This is a genomic window from Streptomyces sp. NPDC005648, from assembly GCF_040605395.1.
GTDB lineage: Bacteria > Actinomycetota > Actinomycetes > Streptomycetales > Streptomycetaceae > Streptomyces.
Map to the genome: position 1 here is coordinate 1 of NZ_JBEXCS010000186.1, position 6,293 is coordinate 6,293.

Below are 6,293 nucleotides of genomic sequence, written 5' to 3' on the forward strand. Positions count from 1 at the left end.
TGGAAGATCTCCCGCGGGGTGACCTCCACGCCCCGCGCCCGCGCCCGTGAGACGACCTGGATGGAACGGATGCTGTCCCCGCCCACCGCGAAGAAATCGTCGTCCACACCCACCCGGTCCGCGCCCAGCACCTCGGCGAACACCGCCGCGAGCACGCTCTCCGTCTCGCCGGAGGGCGCCCGGTAGGTCTCCCCCTTGAACACGGGGGCGGGCAGCGCCGCGCGGTCGAGCTTGCCGTTCGGGGCCAGCGGCAGCCGGTCGAGCACCACGAACGCCGACGGCACCATGTACTCCGGCAGCCGTCCGGACGCGAACCGGCGCAGCTCCTGAGTCGACACGCCTGCCGTCAGGTCGAGGTGGCTGCGGCCGGAGGCGGTCGGGTCGTCGCCGGGCCCGGTGGTGCGGGTCGGGACGACGTAGCCGACGAGTTGCTTGGTGCCCGCGTTGCCCTCGCGGACCACCACGGCGGCCTGGGCGACGCCGGGGTGGGCGGTCAGGGCCGCCTCCACCTCACCCGGCTCGATCCGCAGGCCGCGGATCTTGACCTGGGAGTCGCCCCGGCCCACGTACTCCAGCCGCCCCTCACGGTCCCACCGCACCAGGTCCCCGGTCCGGTACATCCGCGCACCCGACGGCCCGAACGGATCCGGCACGAACCGCTCCGCCGTCAGACCGGGGGAGCCTCGGTAGCCGCGGGTCACGGACGTGCCCCCGACGTACAGTTCGCCGGGCACGCCGGGCGGCACGGGCAGCAGGCCCTCACCGAGCACATAGGGGCGTACACAGTCCAGCGGGGAGCCGACCGGAGCGGCCGCGCCGCCGGTCCAGTCCTGGGAGCTCGGGAGCAGGAACTGGGAGACGTAGTAGGTCTCGGTCTGGCCGTAGCCGTTGACGATGCGCACGCCCGGGAAGGCAGCGCGCGCCCGCTCCACCAGCGAACCGGGCAACGCCTCACCCGCGAACACCAACGTGTCCACGGCGACCCTGCCGACGATCTGGTCCAGCATCTCCGAGAACACCGACGGCACCGAACTGACGACACTCCCCCGCCAGCTCTCCCGCTCCGCCAACTCCAGCACGTCCCGCACCACTTCGACCACGCCACCACTCGTCAGCGCTGTCATCACCTCGAACACCGACACATCGAAGTTGATGGAAGTACCCGCCAACATCCGCTTGCCCGGCCCCATGTGGACGGCGTCCATCTGGGTCGGCAGGCAGCCGGCGATGTTGCGATGGGTGGCCGTGACGCCCTTGGGGACGCCGGTGGAGCCGGAGGTGTACATCACGTACAGCGCGTTGTCCGGGTGGACTTCGACCGCCAAGGGGCTCGGGTCGGCGCCGTCGAGGTCCAGGTCGTCGAGGAGGACCACGGGGACGTCGTGCCCGGGGAGCGTGGGTGCCGTCGCGGCGTCGGTCAGGAGGATCGCCGGGCGGGCGTGCTCCAGCATCAGCCCGAGCCGGGCGCTGGGGTAGCGCGGGTCGATGGGCAGATAGGCGCCGCCGGACTTCATGATGCCCAGCAGGGCGACCACCAGGTCCGCCGAGCGCGGCAACGCCAGACCCACCACCGACTCCCCGGTCACACCCCGCCCGACCAGGGCACGTGCGAGACGGTTGGCCCGCTCGTCCAGCTCCCGATACGTCAGCCGCGCCGCACCGCACTCCACCGCCGGCGCGTCGGGGCGGGCCTGGGCCTGCCGCTCGAACAGGCCGTGCACGGTGGTGTCCGCCACCGGCAGGCCCGGTCCGGTGCGGCCGTCGAGCCGCTCACGCTCGCCTGGCAGCAGGACGTCCACCTGGTCGATGCGGTGCGCGGGGTCGGCCACCAGCTGCTCGACGGCGCGCAGGAAGCGGTCGGCGAGGCGCTCGGCGGTGGAGCGGTCGAACAGGTCGGTGGCGTACTCGAGGTTGCCGACGACGCCCTGGCCCGGGATGTCGCCCAGGTTGAAGAACAGGTCGAACTTGGCGGTGTCGGAGAACGAGGGCTCCCACCTGACCTCGAGCCCGCGCATCCCGAAGTCCTCACGGGCGATGTTCTGCCAGGCGAACATCACCTGGAACAGCGGGTGGTAGGCGGTGGAACGCTCCGGGTTGAGCACCTCCACCAGCCGCTCGAACGGCGCGTCCTGGTTGTCGTACGCCGCCAGCGCACGGTCCCGGACCCGGCCCAGCACCTCCCGGAACGACGGAGCGCCGGACAGATCCGCGCGCAGCACCCACGTGTTGACGAAGAAGCCCACCAGGTCGGCGAGCCCGGCGTCGGTGCGGTTGGCGATCGGCGAGCCCATGGTGATGTCGTCGCCCCCGCCGAGACGGCCGAGCAGTACCGCGAGCGCGGACTGCAGCACCATGGCCTCGGTCGCGCCGCTGTCTCGGGCGAGCTTCGCCACCTCGGTCATGACCTCGGGGGCAATGCCGAACTCGACGACGTCACCGCGGTGGCTGGGCTCCGGGGGGCGGGGCCGGTCGGTCGGCAGCTGTATCGGCTGCGGCGCCCCCGCGAGCTCCTGGCGCCAGAACTCCGCCTGGACGGCCAGCAGGCTGTCGGGGTCGTCCTCGTCGCCGAGCATCTCGCGCTGCCACAGCGTGTAGTCGGCGTACTGGACCGGGAGTTCGGCCCAGTCGGGCGCGCGGGACTCCAGGCGGGCTTCGTACGCCGCGGCCAGGTCGCGCGCGAGGGGCGCGATCGACTCGCCGTCGACGGCGATGTGGTGGATGACCAGGGGCAGCAGGTGCTCCTCGGCGCCGAGCCGCAGCAGTGCGGCGCGGAGGGGAATGTCGGCGGCCAGCCGGAAGGACCGGCCGATGATCCGGGCGAGTTCCTCGTCGACCGTGTCCGGTGTCACCTCGGTCAGCGCGACGTCCAGGCCGGCGTCGGCGACGGGCAGCACTCGCTGGTACGGCCTGCCGTCGGCGTCCTCGGCGACCAGGGTGCGCAGGGTCTCGTGCCGGGCGACCACGTCACGCAGCGCCGTGCGCAGCGCGTCGACGTCCAGCGGCCCGGTCAGGCGCAGCACGAAGGACTGGTTGTACGTCGCCGACGGCCCCTCGAAGCGGTCCACGAACCACAGGCGGCGCTGGGCGAAGGAGAGCGGCACCCGCTCGGGCCGGCTGTCGGCGCGGCGCAGCAGCGGCCGGGCCGGGCCGCCGGTGGCGAGGTGCCCGCTCAGCCGGGCGACGGTGGGCGCGTCGAACACGCGGCCGACGCGGACCTCGGCGCCCAGTTCGGCGCGGATGCGGTTGACGAGCCGGGTGGCGAGCAGCGAGTGACCGCCGCGGACCAGGAAGTCGTCGTCGATGCCGACCCGTTCCACGCCGAGCACCTCGGCGAACAGCCTGCACAGCACCTCTTCGGTGGCATTGCGCGGGGCGCGGTAGGGCACGCCCGCGAACTCCGGCTCGGGGAGCGCGGCGCGGTCCGCCTTGCCGTTGGGCAGCAGCGGAAGCCGGTCGAGCGTCACGAACGCGGAGGGCACCAGGTGGTCCGGCAGCTTCGCGGACATGTAGCCGCGCAGGTCCCGCGGCGACCCGCTCCCGGCCGGGACGACGTAGGCGGTCAGATACGAGGACACCGCGGCGCCGCTCGCGGGGCTCCGGCGGGCGATGACGAGGGCCTGTTCGACATCGGGGTGGGCCAGCAGGGCCGCCTCCACCTCGGCGGGTTCCACGCGCACGCCGCGGATCTTCACCTGGCCGTCGCCCCGGCCGACGTAGGCGAGCTGGCCGTCGGGGGTCCAGCGGGCCAGGTCGCCGGTGCGGTACATGCGCGAACCGGCAGGACCGAACGGGTCGGGCACGAACCGCTCGGCGGTCAGGGAGGCCTGGCCGAGGTAGCCGCGGCCCAGCGAGGCACCCGCGACATAGAGCTCGCCCACCACGCCCGGCGGCACGGGCCGCAGCCCGGCCCCGAGGACGTAGGCGCGGCCGTACCGCAGGGGGCGGCCGATGGGCGCGCTCGCGCAGCCGGTGAACTGCTCGCCCGCGCCGAGCGTGTACGCCGTCGCGTAGAAGGACTCGGTCTGGCCGTAGCCGTTGACCACGCGTGCGCCGGGGAAGGCCGCCCGGACGCGCTCCACCAGGGAGCCGGGCAGGCCCTCGCCCGCGAACACGAGGGCCTTGGGGTTGATGCGGCCCGGCAGCTCGTCGAGGAGTTCGGCGAACGCGGACGGCACCGAGTTGACCACGTCGGCGGACCAGGTGTCCCGCTCGCCCAGGGCGAGCACGTCGCGGACGAGTTCGACGCTGCCGCCGTGGCTGAGCGTCGCGAAGATCTCGTACACGGAGACGTCGAAGTTGACGGACGCGCTCGCCAGCATCCGCATCCCGGGCCTGACCCCGAGGGCGTCGACCAGGCCGGGCAGGACGCTGGTGACGTTGCGGTGGGTGATGGTGACACCCTTCGGCCGGCCGGTGGAGCCGGACGTGTACATCACGTAGGCGACGTTCTCCGGCCGGGCCGCCACCGGGTGCGCGGACGCGGCGCCGGGCCCGGTGAGCTCGGCGAGCGTCGCGGTGGGGATGCCGGTGTCCGGCAGGACGGCCGCCGACCCCGGGTCGGTGAGGATCAGCGGCGGGGCCGCGTCCGACAGGAGGAACTCCAGGCGTGCGCTGGGGTATTCGGGGTCGATCGGCAGATAGCCTGCGCCTGCCTTCAGCACGCCGAGCAGGGCCACGACCAGGTCGGGGGTACGGGGCAGCGCCACCGCCACCAGCGACTCCGGGCCGATGCCGCGGGCGGCCAGGGAGCGCGCCAGCCGCTCGGCGCGCCGGTCCGTCTCCGCGTAGGTCAGCGACTCCTCGCCGCTGATCACCGCCACGGTGTCGGGCGCCGCGGCGGCCCGTGCCTCGAACAGCGCGGGCACGGTCGTGTCCGGCACGGACGGCGTGGCGGTGCCGCTGAGGCGCAGCACACGCTCGCGCTCGGCGGGCGTGAGCACGTCCACCGCGCCGACCGGCAGCTCGGGGTCGGTCGCCAGCCGGCGCAGCACCTGTTCGAAGCGTTCGGCGACGAGCTCCACCGCGGGCCGGTCGAACACATGCGGCTGGTACTGCAGCGACAGACGGAGGGCGGGGTCGGCGTCGGCCATCACGGTCACCGGGTAGTGGGTGCCGCTGAACGGCGTGATGCCGGTGATGGCGACGCCGGCCGTGTCGTTGGCCTCGCTCAGACCGACGTGGTCGACGGGGTACGACTCGAAGACGACGATGGTGTCGAAGAGCCGGGTCGTCCCGACGGCCCGGTGGATCTCGCCGAGGCCGTGGTGGTGGTGGTCGAGCAGCTCGCCCTGCCGTTGCTGCAGGCCGGTCAGCACCTGCCGGAGGCTGTGCCAGGGCGACAGTTCCACGCGGACGGGCAGGGTGTTGATGAACAGGCCCACCATGGACTCCACCCCTGGCACCTCGGGCGGACGGCCCGAGACGGTGGCGCCGAAGATCACGTCCCGGCGGCCGGTGAGCTGGCCGAGCAGCACCGCCCAGGCGCCCTGCACCAGGGTGTTGAGCGTGACGCCCAGATCGGCGGCGCACGCGGACAGCCCGCGTGACAGGGCCGGTGACAGCGGTACGTCGACGTTGCCGACGTCGTCACTCCGCGCGGCCGGGTCCATGTCCCGCACGAGCAGCGTCGGCTCGTCGAAGCCGTCGAGTTCGGCCGTCCACGCCTCGGCGGCCGCGGCACGGTCCTGCCGCGACTGCCAGGCCAGGAAGTCGCGGAAGCCACGTGTCCGGGGCAGGACGGAGGGGTCGCCGGCGGAGCCGTACAGCCGCAGCAGGTCCTGCATGAGGGTGGGTACCGACCAGCCGTCGAACAGGACGTGGTGGGCGGTGAGGACCAGGGCGGAGCGGTCCGGTCCGCGGGAGACGAGGGTGAGCCGAAGCAGTGGCGGCGCGGCCGGGTCGAAGCGCTCGGCGCGGTCGGCGGCGAGGAGCCGCTGGAAGGCCTCTTCGTCGGCGTCGGTCAGGTCCAGGTGCCGCCAGGGGAGTTCGACCTCGTCGAGGACGAGCTGGACGAGATCGCCGGCCGTGTCGGAGACGAACGCGGTGCGCAGGTTGTCGTAGCGGTCGAGCAGTGCCTGGCCCGCGGCCCGCATGCGCCGCGGGTCCACGGGCCCGGACAGGTGGTACGCGAACTGCATCTGGTAGGCGTCGTGGGCGGTGTCGGCGAGCATCGACTCGAAGAGCAGACCGGACTGCAGTGGGGTCGGCGGCCACACGTCACGCAGGGACGGGTGCTGCTGCTCCCAGCGCTCCAGCTCGGCCTGACCGACCGTGACCAGCGGCACGTCCGAGGG

1 protein-coding gene is annotated in these 6,293 nt (G+C 73.4%); it reads right to left on the bottom strand.

Annotated elements, in window-relative coordinates; all coding sequences use genetic code 11:
• Nucleotides 1–6,293 (bottom strand): amino acid adenylation domain-containing protein (locus ABZT17_RS44830; protein ID WP_356357950.1); only part of this gene is annotated, 6,293 nt, incomplete at both ends.